This window comes from Massilia sp. Masssp94 (genome assembly GCF_059491305.1).
The window spans coordinates 3,512,988-3,529,381 of the sequence record NZ_CP168501.1 but is presented as its reverse complement, the minus strand read 5'-3'; the positions used below and the strand labels follow the sequence as shown (position 1 = coordinate 3,529,381).

Annotated in this window: 14 protein-coding genes; 6 read left to right on the top strand and 8 right to left on the bottom strand. The window is 64.3% G+C overall.

From position 1 onward, the window contains the following. The first annotated feature begins 85 nt into the window (after positions 1-85). Positions 86-802 (top strand): flagellar brake protein, encoded by a 717-nt coding sequence (locus tag ACEN9G_RS15625; RefSeq protein ID WP_413344423.1) that lies wholly within the window; start codon positions 86-88, stop codon positions 800-802. Here the strand turns inward: ACEN9G_RS15625 and ACEN9G_RS15620 are convergent, their stop codons facing one another. The 8 genes from ACEN9G_RS15620 to recA form a co-directional block, all read right to left on the bottom strand. After that, entirely contained in the window at positions 803-2,242 is a 1,440-nt protein-coding gene (locus ACEN9G_RS15620; protein WP_483126747.1) for an O-antigen ligase family protein, read from the bottom strand. A gap of 89 nt (positions 2,243-2,331) precedes the next feature. Then, positions 2,332-2,772, bottom strand: a complete 441-nt coding sequence (locus ACEN9G_RS15615; protein WP_413346089.1) for a pilin — start codon at positions 2,770-2,772, stop codon at positions 2,332-2,334. Between the two features lie 336 nt (positions 2,773-3,108). After that, complete coding sequence (gene ltrA / locus ACEN9G_RS15610; protein ID WP_413345805.1) at positions 3,109-4,470, bottom strand: group II intron reverse transcriptase/maturase; 1,362 nt, start codon at positions 4,468-4,470, stop codon at positions 3,109-3,111. Between the two features lie 448 nt (positions 4,471-4,918). Further along, entirely contained in the window at positions 4,919-5,800 is an 882-nt protein-coding gene (gene sucD / locus ACEN9G_RS15605; RefSeq protein WP_413342075.1) for a succinate--CoA ligase subunit alpha, read from the bottom strand. Between the two features lie 17 nt (positions 5,801-5,817). Beyond that, entirely contained in the window at positions 5,818-6,987 is a 1,170-nt protein-coding gene (gene sucC, locus ACEN9G_RS15600; protein ID WP_056124707.1) for an ADP-forming succinate--CoA ligase subunit beta, read from the bottom strand. Between the two features lie 87 nt (positions 6,988-7,074). Next, positions 7,075-7,632: a DUF2889 domain-containing protein gene (locus ACEN9G_RS15595; RefSeq protein WP_413342077.1), complete on the bottom strand. Its 558-nt coding sequence runs from the start codon at positions 7,630-7,632 to the stop codon at positions 7,075-7,077. A gap of 264 nt (positions 7,633-7,896) precedes the next feature. Further along, positions 7,897-8,355 (bottom strand): recombination regulator RecX, encoded by a 459-nt coding sequence (gene recX / locus ACEN9G_RS15590; RefSeq protein WP_413342079.1) that lies wholly within the window; start codon positions 8,353-8,355, stop codon positions 7,897-7,899. An 8-nt stretch (positions 8,356-8,363) separates the two neighbouring features. After that, positions 8,364-9,443 (bottom strand): recombinase RecA, encoded by a 1,080-nt coding sequence (gene recA, locus ACEN9G_RS15585; protein WP_413342081.1) that lies wholly within the window; start codon positions 9,441-9,443, stop codon positions 8,364-8,366. 189 nt (positions 9,444-9,632) lie between these two features. Between recA and ACEN9G_RS15580 the strand changes: the two genes are divergently transcribed. Genes ACEN9G_RS15580 through ACEN9G_RS15560 form a run of 5 tightly spaced genes read left to right on the top strand, consistent with a single transcriptional unit; the run spans position 9,633 to position 16,308 of the window. Then, on the top strand, positions 9,633-10,355 hold the full coding sequence (locus tag ACEN9G_RS15580) for a response regulator (RefSeq protein WP_413342083.1): 723 nt from the start codon (positions 9,633-9,635) through the stop codon (positions 10,353-10,355). Next, positions 10,352-11,917, top strand: coding sequence for a sensor histidine kinase (locus ACEN9G_RS15575; protein WP_413342085.1), 1,566 nt, complete (start codon positions 10,352-10,354; stop codon positions 11,915-11,917). The genes ACEN9G_RS15580 and ACEN9G_RS15575 overlap by 4 nt, the downstream gene beginning before the upstream one ends. Continuing rightward, complete coding sequence (locus ACEN9G_RS15570) at positions 11,889-12,200, top strand: DUF4212 domain-containing protein (RefSeq protein WP_413342087.1); 312 nt, start codon at positions 11,889-11,891, stop codon at positions 12,198-12,200. The genes ACEN9G_RS15575 and ACEN9G_RS15570 overlap by 29 nt, the downstream gene beginning before the upstream one ends. After that, positions 12,197-14,260, top strand: a complete 2,064-nt coding sequence (locus tag ACEN9G_RS15565) for a sodium:solute symporter family protein (RefSeq protein WP_483126746.1) — start codon at positions 12,197-12,199, stop codon at positions 14,258-14,260. Before ACEN9G_RS15570 ends, ACEN9G_RS15565 begins: the two co-directional genes overlap by 4 nt. Before the next feature lie 38 nt (positions 14,261-14,298). Further along, positions 14,299-16,308, top strand: a complete 2,010-nt coding sequence (locus ACEN9G_RS15560; protein ID WP_413344383.1) for a S9 family peptidase — start codon at positions 14,299-14,301, stop codon at positions 16,306-16,308. The last annotated feature ends 86 nt before the right edge of the window (positions 16,309-16,394 follow it).

Genomic DNA, 16,394 nt, shown 5'->3' with positions numbered 1-16,394 from the left:
AAACGCCTGTACGTACAGGCGTTTTTTTCGTTTCCAAAGAATTGCCCCAGTGCTACTATTGGTCGCTTACGAAGATGAAAACATCATGAACGACCCGCAAGCGGACCGCGAACTCAAACCCCAGGAATTCGAATTCGAATCGATGAACCTGCAGGTCGGCGTACGCCTGCAATTCATCACGCACCGGCGCCTGAAACCCGTGCAGCATTTTTCCACGCTGATCGGCTGGTTGAAGGACGAATACCTGATCGTCAAGATCCCGATGGACAACGGCGCGCCGATTCCCCTGGTCGAGGGCGAGCGCGTGACGATGCGCGTATTCTCGGGCATCCACGTGTGCTCGTTCGCATGCACGGTCGAGCGCGTGTTCGGCCGGCCGTTGTTGTATGCCCACATCTCCTTCCCGCGCACGATCCAGGGCACGAGCCTGCGCACGGCGATGCGGGTCAAGGTCGACATCCCCGCCAAGGTCATCCCGAAAAACGCGACCGTCCCAGGCGCCGACTGCCTGCTGACTAACCTGAGCGTGAACGGCGCGCGCATCGAATCGAAGAAGAGCCTGCCCCAGGACGAGGACGAAATCGACCTGGAATTCGCGCTGCTGGCCCCGCCCAACAACCAGGAAATCCGCGTCCGCACGCGCGCGGCGGTGCGCAACATCAGTGCCCTGTCGGGCGGGCCGGAACAGGCCGAGGGGTTTGCATACGGCGTCCAGTTCGTCAGCCTCAATCCCGTGCACTACACGTTGTTGCAGAACCTGACGTATGAGGCGTTGCTGGCGGATCGCCAGAAGATCGTCTGATCAGAAGTAACCGGCCTTCCACAGGCGGGGCCATTGCGAGCCTGTGTTGAGCGCCTGCTGCGCCGGCGTCGGATCCTCGCTGCGCAGCCTGGCGCCGGCATCCGGCCCTGCGCCGGCGACCACCCCCACCATTGCCGCGACGATGCACACCGCACTTACGCCATAGCGGACGCCGCCCGGTACGGCGGTTAGCGCCGGGCCGGCGATCCGGTGCCAGCCGATGGCGCACCCGAGATACAACGCGACGGCGAGCTGGCTCTGCGGCATCACGAAAATGCCGGACACGAGCCCGTCGACGAGGATCGCCACGGCGCCCGTGAGCAGCGCGGCGAAGATGGCCTGGTTGGCGCCGTCGTCGTCGCGGACGCGCGCGCCGGATCGCAGCAGGGCGCGCAGCCCGTACGCGATGGCGGCAAGCAGGCACGCAAGGGCGGGCAATCCCCATTCGACGGCAACCTGGAACAGCCAGTCGTGCGGATGGGCACCGATGTGCAGATAACCGGCATGGTGTGCGAAATGCATGGGTCCGACGCCAAGCCACGGATGCTGTTCGATCAGCGTGGCGGCAAGCCGCCACAGCAGCATGCGGCCGGACGCCGGATCGGCGGCCGTGCGTTGGAACGCGGACGAAAACGAACTCATGCCGGCGGCACCGAGCAACGCCGGCACGACGGTCAGGAAGAAGAAGTACGCGACCAGGCCCAGTGCCGCCGTCGTGGCGACGTGGCGCAGGTACGGCGCGGCGCGGCGCCGCGCCAGCACGGCGGCGACGGCGCAACCGGCCATCATGCCCACCAGCGTGCCGCGGCCCGCCGTGGCATACAACGCCATCCACCAGTACGTCGCCACCGCCATCCACAGCCAGCGCAACCTGGACGCACGCGGCGTCAGGCAGCACAGCAGGATCAGCAGGGGCAACGTCGAGGTCTGCGTATGGTTGAAAAAACGGATGTTGCTGAAGTTGGTCGTGAAGTCGTCCCGGGCCAGCGGGATACCGAGGCTGAGGCCGCCGACATACGCGACGATGAACAGGAAGACATAAAACGCGCACATACCGCCCAGGCAGCGGAGGACGAGCAGGAGGGCCGGTTGTCCGTTGCGCGCGATCTCGGCCGCGGCCATGGCGGCCAGCACGTAGAGCAAAAACAGGTTCGCGACTTCGAAGGCGGCAAAGCGCGGCGAGAAGGCCGCCGCGGTGCTCAGGATGCCGAGCAGGAAGAACGCAGCCAGCGCCATGCCGGGGCGTCCGGAAAACAGGCTGGAGAGGGTCTTGCGCTCGACGAGGGCGATGCTGCCGCCCAGCAGCACGGTGCCGATCTGGACGAGGCGCTGGTGATCGTGGCCGGCCACCACCATGAAATTGGCCAACAGCGCCAGGCACAGCAGCGCCGTGAAGCGCATCCGCAACAGCGCCGATGGATGGGTTCCCGTCGTAAGCACGCTAGACCTCGTTCGATCCGGTAATAAAAAAAGCCGCCCAGCTTACACTGGGCGGCTCCTTGACGCTATGTCCGTTGAGTCAGGACAGATTAGCTGCCGGTGCAAGTCGTGCCGGCGACTTTCGCCTTGTCGGCAGCGTCGGCGATGTCGCTTGCGCAGGACCAGGTGCCATCCGTGCCGCGGGTCAGGGTGATCTTCGAATCTTTCACGACAGCCGGGCCACCGACGATCGTGCAAACCAGGCCACCACCGGTCGTGTCCTTCAGCTCCATCGCGCAGTTGGTCGTCGAAGCTTGCAGGCCGACTTCAGTAAGGTCCGCCGGGGCCGTGCCGTCGTTCATCTTGACGTCGAAACCGGTCTTACCAGCCGACACTTCAGCCAGCGCAGCCGTGAACTTCGACTTGGCAACATAGTTCTGGTAAGCCGGAATGGCCACGGCGGCCAGGATACCGATAATCGCGACAACGATCATCAGTTCGATCAGGGTGAAGCCGGCTTGGGCTTTCTTGACGATTTTCGGTGCTTTCATGATGTCTCTCCAGGTGGGGCACTGCAAAATTAAGGGGTACTGCGTATCTGGTTACTGCCTGCTTCTGCCCTTACACTATGCAATGGGCGTGCCAGCTCGTTTCCGTACGGAATCGTTAGCACAGTGCCATCGAATTGTGGGTTTTCGCGTATTTTTTGCATTGCCGCATGACAATTTTTGTCACGCCGGCATGGCGAAAATTGTCACCCCGACCGTTTTTGTTGAGTTACGACAAAAATTGTCAGCAATCGGCATAGGGGCGGCCAGTTGTCTGGCCGGTCCCCTGCCACACCACCCGGCGTGCGGGTCCGCACCGGGCGGTTCGAGTAGTTGAGGTTAGGTGAGGCGTGGCATGCCAAGACGGTCGAAGTAGGCAATCGTTAGCGCATTGTTCAAGGCAAACTTGCTGTTATGCCACCAGCGACGGCTGTTTCTTGCCACCAGCAGTGCAACGTTCGGTTTTGCCCCTAGCTTCAGCAGTTCACGGTAGATCGTCGTCCCTCGCTTCCAGTGCTTGAGGTGAAGTGCTCGCATCCGGTGCCGCATCCATTCATCCAGCCTGTTTAGGACCTTTGGGGTTTGCGCCAGACCGAAGTAGCCTTTCCATCCCAGCACATAAGAGCGCAGGCTTTCAATCACCTGCATGATGCTGCGTCCGCCGGACCGGCGGGTGAGTTCTCTGATCTTTTGCCGAAACGCCTCCTGCGCCTTCTTCGACACCGCACGTTTTACCTCGCCTTTTCCGGTCATATAAAGCTCGTAGCCGAGAAATTTGCGGCCAAACGCCTGGCTTACCGCACTTTTCGATTCGTTGATCTTCAAGTGCAGCTTGTCATATTGACGCTTGAGCAGAGCCATCACCCGCTCGCCTGCCTTCTGGCTGCGCACGTACACGTTGCAGTCATCGGCATAGCGGGCGAAGCGGTGTCCCCGTCGCTCCAGCTCACGATCCACCTCGTCGAGAAGCACATTGGCCAGTAGCGGAGAAAGCGGACCGCCTTGCGGCGTCCCTTCTCCCCGCTCGAGCACCACGCCGCCATTCATGATGCCCGCGTTCAGGTAGGCGCGCACTAGCCGGATGATTCCGGCGTCCTTCACGCGTTTCCCTAGACGGTCGATCAGAATGTCGTGGTTGACTCGATCGAAGAACTTCGACAGATCGACGTCGACCACGGTGCGGTAGCCCTGCTGCACGTACCACTGTGCTGCAAGCACGGCATCTCGCGCACGACGGCCGGGCCGGAACCCGTGGCTGTGTTCACTAAAAGTGGGATCGATCAGGGGTTGCAGCACCTGCAACAGCGCCTGCTGAATCAAACGGTCGGTCACGGTGGGTATCCCCAGTTCACGCTCGCTCCCGTCCGGCTTCGGTATGCCGACGCGCCGTACCGGCATGGGCCGGTACGTGCCTTCCATCAGTTGCTGCCTGATGGTGGGCCAAGCGTGCTTCAGGCGTTGTCCGGTTTGGGCAATGTCCAGACCGTCGGCGCCTGCGGCTCCCTTGTTCGCCTTCACGCGTTTCCACGCGCGTTGCATGTTCTCCCTCGCGAGCGCTTGCGTGAGCAAGTCTCGCCCTGTGCCTTCCAGTCCCTGTCGCGGGAGCCGTGTTTCATCGCTGGACGCTTGGGACGGGGCTTCACCCCGCCTTGCCGCGACCCGCCCCGCTTTTGCGGGCATCTGATGCCGTACACAGTTCATCGACACGTTGTTGGACACTCCTACTCGTTCGGCCCTTCGCTGAAAAAAAAAAAAAACTCAGCTACTACGGCCTCTGCTGACTTCTCGCTCCGATTTTTTTTCGTCGCCCTTTCAGGCGTGAGGCGAGATCTCCCCAGGTAAGAACGCACTCCTTCCCTGCACAACCGCCGGATCTACGCCGCTTCGCCTTGACCACAAGAGCTTCGCGGTTTTTGGCCCGCTCGCCCTGCTCGGCAGCGCCTTGTATCCGATTCTTGTTCATCGGCTCGCAGTTTCGCTCCACGCTTCCTCCCCACAGTCGGTCGCCCTCGTGCAGTTGCGCTTCGCTTCGCTCGCTGTGGTCAGCTCGCGGCGGGACTTCCACCCACAAGAGTGCGCCCATGCTGGGCGCACCAAAAAAAAACGGGACGCCGAAGCGTCCCGTTTCATCGGATCCGAAACCGCAGGATTACAGCATCGCCTTCAGCAGACGAGCCATTTCCGACGGGTTCTTGGTGACCTTGATGCCGCAGGCTTCCATGATCTCCAGCTTGGCGTCGGCGGTATCCGCACCGCCCGAGATCAGCGCGCCGGCGTGGCCCATGCGCTTGCCCGGCGGCGCGGTGACGCCGGCGATGAAGCCGACGACCGGCTTCTTCATGTTGTCCTTGATCCAGTACGAAGCATTGGCTTCGTCCGGGCCGCCGATCTCGCCGATCATGATGACGGCGTCCGTGTCCGGATCGTCGTTGAACATCTTCATCACGTCGATGTGCTTCAGACCGTTGATCGGGTCGCCACCGATGCCGACTGCCGACGACTGGCCCAGGCCCAGTGCGGTCAGCTGGCCGACGGCTTCATACGTCAGCGTGCCCGAACGGGACACGACGCCGATGCGGCCTTTCTTGTGGATGTGACCCGGCATGATGCCGATCTTGATCTCGTCCGGCGTGATCAGACCCGGGCAGTTCGGGCCCAGCAGCAGGGTCTTCGAACCGGCCTTGGCCATGCGGTCCTTGACTTCCATCATGTCACGGACGGGGATGCCTTCGGTGATGCAGATTGCCAGGTCCAGCTCGGCTTCGACGGCTTCCCAGATCGCGGCAGCGGCGCCTGCCGGCGGAACGTAGATCACGGAGACGTTCGCGCCGGTGTTCTGCTTGGCTTCCTTGACGCTCGCGAAGATGGGGATACCCTCGAAGTCCTCACCGGCTTTCTTCGGGTTCACGCCTGCGACGAAGGCTTCACGGCCGTTCGCGTAGTCGCGGCACATGCGGGTGTGGAACTGGCCGGTCTTGCCGGTGATACCTTGGGTGATGACTTTGGTGTCTTTGTTAATCAGAATCGACATGTTATTTCCTTTGCGAATTAGGCTTGGCCAGCAGCGGCGGCAACGACCTGCTTCGCTGCGTCTTCCATGGTGTCGGCCGAGATGATCGGCAGGCCGGAGTCGGCCAGCATCTTCTTGCCCAGGTCTTCGTTGGTGCCCTTCATGCGGACGACCAGCGGCACTTGCAGCGACACGGCCTTCGATGCGGTGATCACGCCTTCGGCGATCACGTCGCAGCGCATGATGCCGCCGAAGATGTTGACCAGGATGGCTTTCAGGCCCGGGTTCTTCAGCATGATCTTGAAGGCTTCGGTGACCTTCTCGGCGGTTGCACCGCCGCCGACGTCCAGGAAGTTGGCCGGCTCGCCGCCGAACAGCTTGATGGTGTCCATGGTGGCCATGGCCAGGCCGGCGCCGTTCACCAGGCAGCCGATGTTACCGTCCAGCGAGATGTACGCCAGGTCGAATTTCGATGCTTCGACTTCGGCCGGATCTTCTTCGTCCAGGTCGCGGTAGGCGACGATTTCCGGGTGACGGAACAGGGCGTTCGAGTCGAAGTTGAACTTGGCGTCCAGGGCGATCACTTTACCGTCGCCGGTCAGGATCAGCGGGTTGATTTCAGCCAGCGATGCGTCGGTTTCCCAGTACGCTTTGTACAGGCCTTGCAGGTTCGCGCGGGCAGCGGCGATCGAGCCTTCCGGCACGCCGATCTTGCGGGCGATGTCGTCGGCATCCGCATCGGTCAGGCCGACGCTCGGCTCGATCACGACGTTGTGGATCTTTTCCGGGTTGCTGTGTGCAACTTCTTCGATGTCCATGCCGCCTTCCGAGGAGGCCATCAGCACGACTTTCTGGGTGACGCGGTCGGTGACCAGCGAGACGTACAGTTCTTTCTTGATGTCGGCGCCTTCTTCGATCAGCAGGCGGCGGACTTTCTGGCCTTCCGGACCGGTCTGGTGGGTCACCAGCTGCATGCCCAGGATCTGGTTCGCGTATTCGCGCACTTGCTCCAGCGACTTGGCGACTTTCACGCCACCGCCTTTACCACGGCCGCCAGCATGGATCTGGGCCTTGACCACCCAGACCGGTCCGCCCAGCTCTTCAGCTGCTTTGACAGCCTCGTCGACCGACAGGCATGGAATGCCGCGCGGAACGGTCACTCCGAATTTTCGGAGGATCTCTTTGCCCTGATACTCATGGATTTTCATGCTGGCTTCCCTTCTTCTGTTACTGATGTAGTTTAGAAATACGGTTGAAAAATAAAGCGACAAATCCGGAGTCTACTCCGGACAACACTACCCCGGCACCGCCTTGAGCGACCAGCGCGGGTAATACGTTTCGACGGCGGGGCCGTCGAGGCGCAGCGCGTGGCAGCGGTCCAGTTCGTAAGGCCGCCCGGCCGAAGCATCGGCCGGGCGGTTGGCCATCGCGTCATCGGCGAAGGCCTGGATTGCCGCGGTGGGCAGGACTTGCGCGAGTTCGGTCAGGTGGGTGCAGCCGAGTACCCCGGACAGGCGGTCCTTCAGATGCAATCGGAAATGTTTCAGCAGCGACAAGCCGATGAGCTTTTTATACGCAGGGGCGATGGTGTCGCAGAAACCGGGATAGGGTACGGCATCGGACGCGGCTTCGGCGTCGACGATGTTCATGTCGCGGTCGATAGTCACCCGCAATTTGAGTTCGTGCACCGGCAGGCCGGCCGGACGGGAGCCGGAAGGCAGGGCAATGTCATGCGTCTTGGTGTCGCGGATGCACGCGTCGAGATCCCACAGGCCATCGTCGCGCGCGAACGCTTCGACGGTAATGGCGCGCGTGTGCCTTGGCTTACGCGGAGCGGGAGGAGACAGGGGCATAAACACCAATGCCGGAATGCGGCGAAAAAATTTGCAGCCGTTGTGCCTGATGCACGTTGCCGCAGCTTCTACGGCAACAACCGCTCTTGCGGCGCTGCTTAAACCATGAAAGTTTAGCACAGGGTAACGGGCTGTGCACCGTCTCCCCGGTTACAGAAGGGTTTTTGCAGGGAAGATAAGGGGAGATGTTGCGAAGTTGTGATGCCGAAAGCGCAAGCTCGCCGTCATAAACAAGACGACAGTGGGACATTCACAATGCTGAGATCAGAGGTCGTCCTCGTCATCGCCGCCTTTAAGCGCGGCACGCACCGCACTCTGGGAAAAGCCGCGTTGCATCAGGAAGCGCATCTGTTTGCTGCGTTCTTCGGCGTCCCGCGGAACCCTGCCGAACTTGCGGCGCCAGACGTCACGCGCCCGTGCCGTTTCGGATTCCTTCAGTTCGGACTTGAGTTCGTCGAACGCTTCGCCATTGACGCCATGCTGCTGGAGTTCGGCGAGCACCCGGGCATTACCGTAGCGTCCGGCTCGCCGGTGAACCAGCGATTCGGCAAACCGCTCCTGCGACAGCCAGTTGTTCTTTTCAAGGAAATCGAGGAGGGCTTCGACGTCGTCGCCCTCCTCCGCATAGCGGGACAATTTGCGCGCCAGTTCGAGCCGGCTGTGCTCGCGCGTCGACAGATACTTCAACGCGCGAGCCTTGAGGCTCAGCTGCTGGCGCGGCATCAGGACGATTACTCGTCGTCGCCGATGGCTGCCGGCACGACCGCAGCACTGCCGGCCGGGGCCGGCGGCAGTTCGCGCACGCCGAGGGCGGCGCGGACCTTGTTCTCGATTTCGCGTGCCAGTGCCGGACGCTCCCTCAGGAAGATACGGGCATTGTCCTTGCCCTGGCCGATACGCTCGCCACCGTAGCTGTACCACGAACCCGACTTCTCGACGATCTTGTTGTCCACGCCCAGGTCGATGATCTCGCCTTCGCGCGACGTGCCTTCGCCGTACAGGATGTCGAAGTGCGCTTCCTTGAACGGAGGCGCGATCTTGTTCTTGACGACCTTGACCTTGGTTTCGTTACCGATCACCTCGTCGCCGGTCTTGATCGAGCCGGTACGGCGGATGTCCAGACGCACGGAGGCGTAGAACTTCAGCGCGTTACCGCCGGTCGTCGTTTCCGGGCTGCCGAACATGACGCCGATCTTCATACGGATCTGGTTAATGAAGATCACCAGGGTGTTCGTACGGTTGATCGACGCGGTCAGCTTGCGCAGCGCCTGCGACATCAGGCGGGCCTGCAGGCCCGGCAGGGAGTCGCCCATGTCGCCTTCGATCTCGGCGCGCGGCGTCAGCGCCGCCACCGAGTCGATGACCACCATGTCGACACTGCCCGAGCGCACGAGGGCGTCCGTGATTTCCAGTGCCTGTTCACCCGTGTCCGGCTGCGAGATCAGCAGCTCGTCCAGCTTGATGCCCAGCTTTTGCGCATAGGTCACGTCCAGCGCGTGCTCGGCGTCGATGAACGCGCAGGTGCCACCCAGCTTCTGCATCTGGGCGATGGTCTGCAGGGTCAGCGTCGTCTTGCCCGACGATTCCGGCCCGTAGATCTCGACGATACGGCCACGCGGCAGGCCGCCGACGCCGAGTGCGATGTCCAGGCCCAGCGAGCCGGTCGAGACGGTTTGCACTTCCTCGACGGGCGCATTGGTATCCATGCGCATCACCGAGCCTTTACCGAATTGCTTTTCGATCTGCGCGAGGGCTGCTGCCAGCGCCTTGGCCTTCTCGGCTGCATTTACTGCGGATTTTTTATCGTCCATAACTTTCTTTCTGTCCTAGAGTGAACCAAGGTGTGGGCCGCTCGCGCGATTTCAATAGGAAGTACTGTATAAAATCCCAGTGGTTTTGGCAAGCGATATTTACCATCGCTAGCCCGATTCGACATGTTGCGAAACTTCACACACAATAAGCGAACGAACAAGGTCGAACAACGAAAGCCGGGGGAAAAGATGCGTATTTTACTAGCCGAAGATGATAGCGTATTGGCCGATGGGCTGACGCGCTCCTTGCGCCAGTCCGGCTACGCGATCGATTGCGTCAAGAACGGCCAGGACGCGGACACGGCGCTGTCGACCCAGGAGTTCGATCTCCTGATCCTCGACCTCGGCCTGCCCAGGCTGTCCGGCCTGGACGTGCTGCGCCGCCTGCGTGCGCGCGGCTCGCTGCTGCCGGTGCTGATCCTGACGGCCGCCGATTCCATCGAGCAGCGCGTGGGCGGCCTCGACGCCGGCGCCGACGACTACATGCCCAAGCCGTTCGCGCTGTCCGAGCTGGAAGCGCGCGTGCGCGCCCTCACCCGGCGCGGCCAGGGCGGCGGCTCGACCGTCATTCGCCACGGCCCGCTCGTGTACGACCAGGTCGGCCGCAGCGCGACCATCAACGACCAGATGCTCGACCTGTCCGCGCGCGAGCTGGGCCTGCTGGAAATCCTGCTGGCGCGCACGGGCCGTCTCGTGTCTAAGGAACAGCTCGTCGATCACCTGTGCGAATGGGGCGAGGAAGTGTCGAACAACGCCATCGAGGTCTACGTGCACCGCCTGCGCAAGAAGATCGAGACGGGCGGCATCCGCATCGCCACCGTGCGCGGCCTCGGCTATTGCCTCGAGCGCTTTTCCGAGAATAACCGCGACAGCGCCCGCAAGAGCGCCGAAGCGGCCAGCGGCCAGAAGTGAAGCGGTTCAAGCGGCGCGCGGCCGGACCGGATCCGCTCGCCGTCACGGAACCGGTCGACGACCTCTACGTCCCGCCCAGGCCGGAGCCGGAAGAAAGCATCCAGCACTCGCTGTTCGGCGAAATCCTCGACTGGATGCTGGCCCCGCTGCTGCTGCTGTGGCCGATGAGCATCGCGATCACGTACCTGGTCGCGAAGTCGATCGCGAATCAACCGTTCGACCACGCGCTGGAAGACAGCGTCACGGTGCTCGCGCAGCAGGTCAAGGAGGTCGACGGCAAGGTCGTCGCGCGCCTGGGCGGCACCGCGCGCGACATTCTCCGCGCGGACGACGTCGACAGCGTGTATTTCCAGATCAGCGGCCCGCGCGGCGAGCTCGTCGACGGCGACCGCGACCTGCCGCCGCCGAACCCCGACGACGCCGAGCGCAGCGGCCGCGTGCACTTCCGCACCGAGACCCTGCACGGCACGCCGGTGCGCATCGCCTATGCCTGGGTCAATTTGCAGCCGCTGCTGGACGCCACGCAGGAACCGCGCCTCGCGCTCGTGCAGGTGGCGGAAACGCTCGACAAGCGCGCGCAGCTGGCCAACGAGATCATCAAGGGCGTGATCCTGCCGCAGTTCATCATCCTGCCCGTGATCCTGGCCCTCGTCTGGTTCGCGCTGTCGCGGGGCCTGTCGCCGCTCGCGCAGCTGCAGGAACGCATCCGCGCGCGCCCGCCGGACGATTTGTCGCCCATCGATTCGCGCCAGGTGCCGGAAGAGATTTCGCCGCTCGTGGGCTCCCTGAACGACATGCTGGCGCGCCTCGCGCACACGATCGACGCGCAGAAGCGCTTCATCGCCGACGCCGCGCACCAGATGAAGACGCCGCTCGCGGGCATGCGCATGCAGTCGGAGCTGGCGCTGCGCCAGGTCGATCCGAACGAGATCCACCGCTCGCTCGAGCAGCTGGCCAAGAGTTCGGAATCGGCCACGCGCCTCGTGAACCAGCTGCTGGCGCTGGCGCGCGCGGAAAACCAGCCGCACGCGGGCCAGACGCTGGAACCGCTCGACCTTGCCGCCCTGGCGCGCGACGTCGTGCAGGACTGGGTGCAGGCCTCGTTCGCGCACGAGATCGACCTCGGCTACGAAGTCATCGGCGACCCGCCGGAGATCGACGGCAGCGCCATGATGCTGCGCGAGCTGCTGTCGAACCTGATCGACAACGCGCTGCGTTACACGCCACCCGGCGGCAGCGTCACCGTGCGCGTGCGCGGGACCAATATCGGCAACGGCAACCAGGCCTTGCTGGAAGTCGAGGACACGGGCCCCGGCATCGCACCGTCCGAACGCCATCGCGTGTTCGAACGTTTTTATCGCATCCTCGGCTCGAGCGCGTCCGGCTCCGGCCTCGGTCTCGCCATCGTGCGCGAGATCGCGCAGCAGCACGGCGCCGACATCGAGATCTTCAACAACCCGCGCAGCACGCACAAGAAATTCCCGGGCAGCCTGTTCCGGCTGACCTTCCCGCCCACCGTCACGCTAGTCCCCGATGCCGACCGAGACCGCCCCTTCCTCTGACCCCGATCGCGAGCGTCAGGCCATCGTTGCCGCGCGCGCCGCGCACTGGGCGCGTGCGCGCCGCCTGATCGCGCTGCTGCTGGCGCTGTGGCTCGCGACGAGCTTCTGCACCGTGTTCTTCGCGCGCGACCTGGCGCACCTGTCCGTGTTCGGCTGGCCGCTGTCGTTCTACCTCGCGGCACAGGGCGCGTCGCTCACGTACCTCACCATCATCGGCGCGTACGCCTGGCGCATGCGCATCCTCGACCGCGATTTCCAACGCACGCTGGAGGGCCGTTCATGACTGGAACGGCCGCCAGGACCCGCAGCTATTTCCGCCGCCTCGCCCGCTACTACCTGTGGTTCACGCTGTGCTTCGCGCTGTTCCTGGGCGCGCTCGCGATCCTGGAACACGAGGGCATGCCGCGCCAGTGGATCGGCCACCTGTACATGTTCGCGACGATCGTCCTGTACGCGATCATCGGCGTCGTCAGCCGCACGTCGAACGTGTCCGAATACTACGTGGCGGGGCGGCGGGTCCCGGCGCTGTTCAATGGCATGGCGACGGCGGCCGACTGGATCTCGGCGGCCAGCTTCATCAGCCTCGCGGGCACCTTGTACCTGCACGGCTTCGACGCCCTCGCCTACGTGATGGGCTGGACGGGCGGCTACTGCCTCGTCGCCCTGCTGATCGCACCCTACCTGCGCCGCTTCGCCCAATACACGATCCCCGACTTCCTCGCCGCGCGCTACGGCGGCGAGACCGGCACGCGACAGGGCAGCATCGTGCGCGCGCTCGCGGTCGGCGGCACCATCGTCGTCTCGTTCACGTACGTCGTCGCGCAGATCTATGCCGTCGGCCTGATCGCGTCGCGCTTCACGGGCGTCGATTTCTCGGTCGGCATCTTCCTCGGCCTCGCCAGCATCCTCGTGTGCTCGTTCCTCGGCGGGATGCGCGCCATCACGTGGACGCAGGTGGCGCAATACATCATCATCCTCGTCGCCTTCCTGATCCCGACGATCTGGCTGTCGATGAAATTCGCGGGCAACCCGGTGCCGCAGGTCGCGTACGGCTCCGTGCTGCCCAAGCTGGCCGCGCGCGAAGCCCAGCTGGCGGCGGATCCGCGCGAGGCCGAAGTGCGCGGCCGTTTCCGCGCCCGCGCCGACGACTACGCGGCGCGCATCGCCGCGCTGCCCCACTCCTGGGAAGCGGGCAAGATCGAGGCGCAGCGCCGGCTGGACAAGGCGCGCGGCCGCAACGCGCCGCTGACCGAAGTGCGCAGCGCCGAACGCGAGCTGCTCGACTATCCGCGCACGGCGGACGAAGCCGCGCGCGTGTGGACCGAACTGCGCGCCGCCAACCTGGCGCGCGCCCAGCCGCCGGAACCGCACGCGGAACCGTTCCCCGGCAAGACGCGGGAAGAATCGGACATCCGCCGCAACAATTTTCTATCGCTCGTGTTCTGCCTGATGTTCGGCACCGCGGCGCTGCCGCACATCCTGATGCGGTCCTACACGACGCCGTCCGTGCACGAGACGCGCGTATCCGTGTTCTGGACCCTGTTCTTCATCCTGCTGATCTACCTGACGATGCCCGCGCTGGCCGTGCTGGCCAAGTACGACATCTACACGGCCCTCGTCGGCACGAACTTCGATTCCCTGCCGACCTGGGTCTCGTACTGGGCCAACGTCGACAAGACGAATCCGTTGATCAGCATCGTCGACGTCAACCGCGACGGCATCGTGCAACTGGCCGAGATCGCGATCGACGGCGACGTGCTCACGCTGGCCACGCCGGAGATCGGCGGGCTGCCATACGTGATCTCGGGCCTCGTTGCCGCGGGCGGCCTCGCGGCGGCGCTGTCCACCGCGGACGGTCTGCTGCTCGCGATCTCGAACGCGCTGTCGCACGACATCTACTTCAAGATCGTCGACCCGGGCGCCTCCACGCAGAAGCGCGTGACGATCTCCAAGCTGCTGCTGCTGGCCGTCGCGTTCATCGCCGCGTACGTCGCGTCGCAAAAGCCGGCCGACATCCTGTCGCTCGTCGGCGCCGCGTTCTCGCTCGCGGGGTCGACCATGTTCCCCGCGCTGGTGGCGGGCGTGTTCTGGAAGCGGGCCAATTTCGCCGGCGCGATCGCGGGCATGGCGACCGGCTTCCTCGTTTGCATCTACTACATGCTGCACACGAATCCGATGCTGGGCGGGAGCCTCGACGCGGTCTGGTTCCACATCGCGCCCATCTCCGCGGGCGTGTTCGGCGTGCCGGCGGGGGCGCTGGCGCTGGTCGTCGTCAGCCTGGTCACCAGGGCGCCGCCACGCGCGAGCGGCGGGCTCGTGGCGCATATCCGGGCGCCGGAATAGATGTTATCTTTATGCAATGTTCTCACTGAGGATTTTGCATGCTCCCGCGCCGTACCCTGCCGTATCTTTTCGCTCTCTCCGCTTCGCTCGCCGGTGCCGCCTGGGCGGCGCCGGCCGCTGAAACCACGCCGCCGGCCATCGCTTTTTTCCAGCACGCCGCCATCCATCGCGTCGCGCTGTCGCCCGATGCACGCTATCTGGCGGTGCGCGCGGGCGCGCCTGACCGCAACGACTATCTCGCCGTGATCGACCTTGCCACCAGCAAGCCGACGGTGGTCGCCGCGTTCGACGATGCCGACGTCGACGACTTCGCATGGGTGAACGGCACGCGGCTGGTCTTCGACCTGACCGAAAAGAATATCGGCGAAGGCGACGTGCGGCATGGTCCCGGCCTGTACGCCGTCGACCGCGACGGCCAGCATTTCGTGCAGCTGGCCGACCGCTATGCCGGCGCCGCGTCGCGCCAGGAAATGATCGGCAAGGTGCCGATGCAACCGTGGAACACGTTCCTCATGCCCCAGCGTCCGCGCAAGGACGACGTGGTCTATGTCTCCCGCCCCATCTGGGACATGGGACATGAGCACCTCTACACCGACCTGGTCCGCCTGAACACGCGCACGGGCATTGCCCAGACGATTCCCCGACCGGGACCGGTGACCGGCTGGGTACTCGACCACGAGGGCGAGCCCCGCCTCGCCACGGCCGTCAAGGATGGCCGGGTGACCGTCTATTACCGCGATCCCGCCGACCAGGACAAGTGGCGCACGCTGGCGCAGTTCGCGGCCTACACCGCGAGCGAAGGGGCATTCTCCCCCGTCGGCTTCGGGCCCGACGGCACGCTGTACGTCTCCGCCCACAACGGCCACGACACGGAGGCGCTCTACGCCTACGATCTCAAGGCCGGCAAACTCGCCACCGAGCCGCTGCTGGTGACGAGGGGCTACGACTTCACCGGCAGCCTGGTCAAGAGCCGCACGAAGCTGCTGGGCGCGGTCATCACCACCGACGCCCGGTCGACGGAGTGGTTCGATCCCGGCATGAAGGCCCTGCAGGACAAGCTCGACAAGCTGCTGCCCGCCACGGTCAACCTGATCACGGTGCCGGCCGCCGATTCGCCGTGGGTGCTGGTGGCGTCGTATTCCGATGCGATCCCGATGCGCTACACGCTGTACAACACGGCGACGGGCCAGCTCAACGACATCGGTTCGTCGCGCCCCGCCATCGATCCGAAGCGGATGGGCCGCCAGCAGATGGTGCGCTACAAGGCGCGCGACGGCCTGGAGATCCCGGCCCTCCTGACCCTGCCGCGTGGCGCGAACAAGCACCTGCCCATGGTCGTGCTGGTGCACGGCGGACCGTGGGTGCACGGCGCGATCTGGGGCTGGGACCCCGATTCGCAATTCCTCGCCTCGCGCGGCTACGCCGTGCTGGAGCCGGACTACCGCGGCAGCACGGGCTACGGCTTCCGCCACTACCAGGCAGGCTGGAAGCAATGGGGCCGCGCCATGCAGGACGATGTGGCCGACGGCACCCGCTGGGCCATCGCGCAGGGTTATGCCGATCCGAAGCGCATCTGCATCGCCGGCGCCAGCTACGGCGGCTATGCCACGCTGATGGGCCTCGTCAACGACCCGGACTTGTACAAGTGCGGCGTGGACTGGGTCGGCGTCACCGACATCAACCTGATGTACACGGGGGCCTGGAGCCGCGAGTCCGACTTCACGGATCAGTGGAAGACCTATGGCATGCCGGAACTGATCGGCGACCGCGTGAAGGATGCGACGCAACTGAAGGCCACGTCCCCGATCGAGCAGGCGGCCCGCATCACGCAGCCCGTGCTGCTGGCCTACGGCGGCGTCGACCGCCGCGTACCGCTGTACCACGGCCAGAAGTTCTACGACGCCCTCACGAAGACCAACAGGAACGTCGAGTGGATCGAGTACCCGGAAGAAGGCCATGGCTGGCATCTGCCGAAGAATTCGGTCGATTTCTGGACCCGCGTCGAGGCCTTCCTCGACAAGAACATCGGTCCGGGTGCGGGCCGGTAACGACACACGGGGCGGCGCGGCCGATTCCGTACGCCGCACATGACAACGGGCGCCACGCGGCGCCCGTTGTTCATCGCTTGCGCAAT

Coding starts and splice junctions, on each gene's coding strand:
- ACEN9G_RS15580 (WP_413342083.1), top strand. CDS start 9,633: ATGCGTATTTTACTAGCCGAAGATGATAGCGTATTGGCCGATGGGCTG.
- ACEN9G_RS15570 (WP_413342087.1), top strand. CDS start 11,889: ATGCCGACCGAGACCGCCCCTTCCTCTGACCCCGATCGCGAGCGTCAG.
- ACEN9G_RS15625 (WP_413344423.1), top strand. CDS start 86: ATGAACGACCCGCAAGCGGACCGCGAACTCAAACCCCAGGAATTCGAA.
- recX (WP_413342079.1), bottom strand. CDS start 8,355: ATGCCGCGCCAGCAGCTGAGCCTCAAGGCTCGCGCGTTGAAGTATCTG.
- ACEN9G_RS15565 (WP_483126746.1), top strand. CDS start 12,197: ATGACTGGAACGGCCGCCAGGACCCGCAGCTATTTCCGCCGCCTCGCC.
- ltrA (WP_413345805.1), bottom strand. CDS start 4,470: ATGAACTGTGTACGGCATCAGATGCCCGCAAAAGCGGGGCGGGTCGCG.
- ACEN9G_RS15560 (WP_413344383.1), top strand. CDS start 14,299: ATGCTCCCGCGCCGTACCCTGCCGTATCTTTTCGCTCTCTCCGCTTCG.
- sucD (WP_413342075.1), bottom strand. CDS start 5,800: ATGTCGATTCTGATTAACAAAGACACCAAAGTCATCACCCAAGGTATC.
- ACEN9G_RS15615 (WP_413346089.1), bottom strand. CDS start 2,772: ATGAAAGCACCGAAAATCGTCAAGAAAGCCCAAGCCGGCTTCACCCTG.
- recA (WP_413342081.1), bottom strand. CDS start 9,443: ATGGACGATAAAAAATCCGCAGTAAATGCAGCCGAGAAGGCCAAGGCG.
- sucC (WP_056124707.1), bottom strand. CDS start 6,987: ATGAAAATCCATGAGTATCAGGGCAAAGAGATCCTCCGAAAATTCGGA.
- ACEN9G_RS15595 (WP_413342077.1), bottom strand. CDS start 7,632: ATGCCCCTGTCTCCTCCCGCTCCGCGTAAGCCAAGGCACACGCGCGCC.